Genomic DNA, 910 nt, shown 5'->3' with positions numbered 1-910 from the left:
ACCAAACAACTCAGTGAGCGAATCAGTTTCTAAAGCAACGTCAGAGTTAACAAGTACATCTACTTCAGCAAGCACATTGCCTTCTGAATTAGGATCAACAAGTGCGTCAGCTTCAGTAAGTACATCTGTTTCTGAATCTGTATCTGCGTCAACAAGCGTATCAGCTTCAGCAAGTGATTCAGTATCAACATCAGCAGATACTTCAGTATCAGCAAGCGTATCAACATCAGCAGACACATTATCTTCTGAGACAACAACAGTATCAGAAGGTAAGTCAAGAAAACAATTGCCAAATACTGGTACAGAAGCTTCTAAATCATCTGTACTTTTAGGAGCTTTGGCAGCTGTGACTGGTCTAGGTCTGTTTGCGAAACGCCGTAAAAATGATCAAGAAGATTAATAAGACGACTATCTAAAAAGTTTTCTTATTGATTAGAAATGCTGAAAGAAACCCCTTGGAAAGTTTAACTTTCAAGGGGTTTTTATTGTATTGTAGGGGAAAATGATGTTATAATTTAAGATAGGAATATTTTTCAACTGTTTTGTAAATTTACTTTATAGTATCAAAAAATCAAAATGAAGTTTATACTCAATGAAAATCAAATAGCAAACTAGATACAGGGTGCTCAAAGCATTGCTTTGATGCTGCGGACGGAACTGACGAGTCAGGTCAAAATATAGTTATACGGCAAGTTGAAGTTGACGTGGTTTGAAGAGTATTAATTATCTTTCATAGAGAAGAAGGGTATTAGAATTTAATTGAATTCTAATATTTTCTATGTTTAATTTTTAAAATTAAACCATCAATTTGATGTTTATTGAGTTTGCAAATTAATAGAAAAATAAAAATAAATGGAAATGGGTAAATACAATGGAAAAATTAACATTTGTTTTAGCTGGTGATTATGGC

Annotated in this window: 1 protein-coding gene; it reads left to right on the top strand. The window is 33.3% G+C overall.

What is annotated here, in order from left to right; translation table 11 throughout:
- The coding region (locus ADI58_RS10815) for an LPXTG cell wall anchor domain-containing protein (RefSeq protein ID WP_152905485.1) at positions 1 to 400 on the top strand (400 nt) is incomplete at its 5' end.
- Positions 401 to 910 lie beyond the last annotated feature (510 nt).

The organism is Streptococcus mitis (assembly GCF_001074635.1).
GTDB classification, from domain to species: Bacteria; Bacillota; Bacilli; order Lactobacillales; family Streptococcaceae; genus Streptococcus; species Streptococcus mitis_E.
Note: the sequence above shows the minus strand (reverse complement) of the source record. Positions and strands in the feature narration are given on the sequence as shown.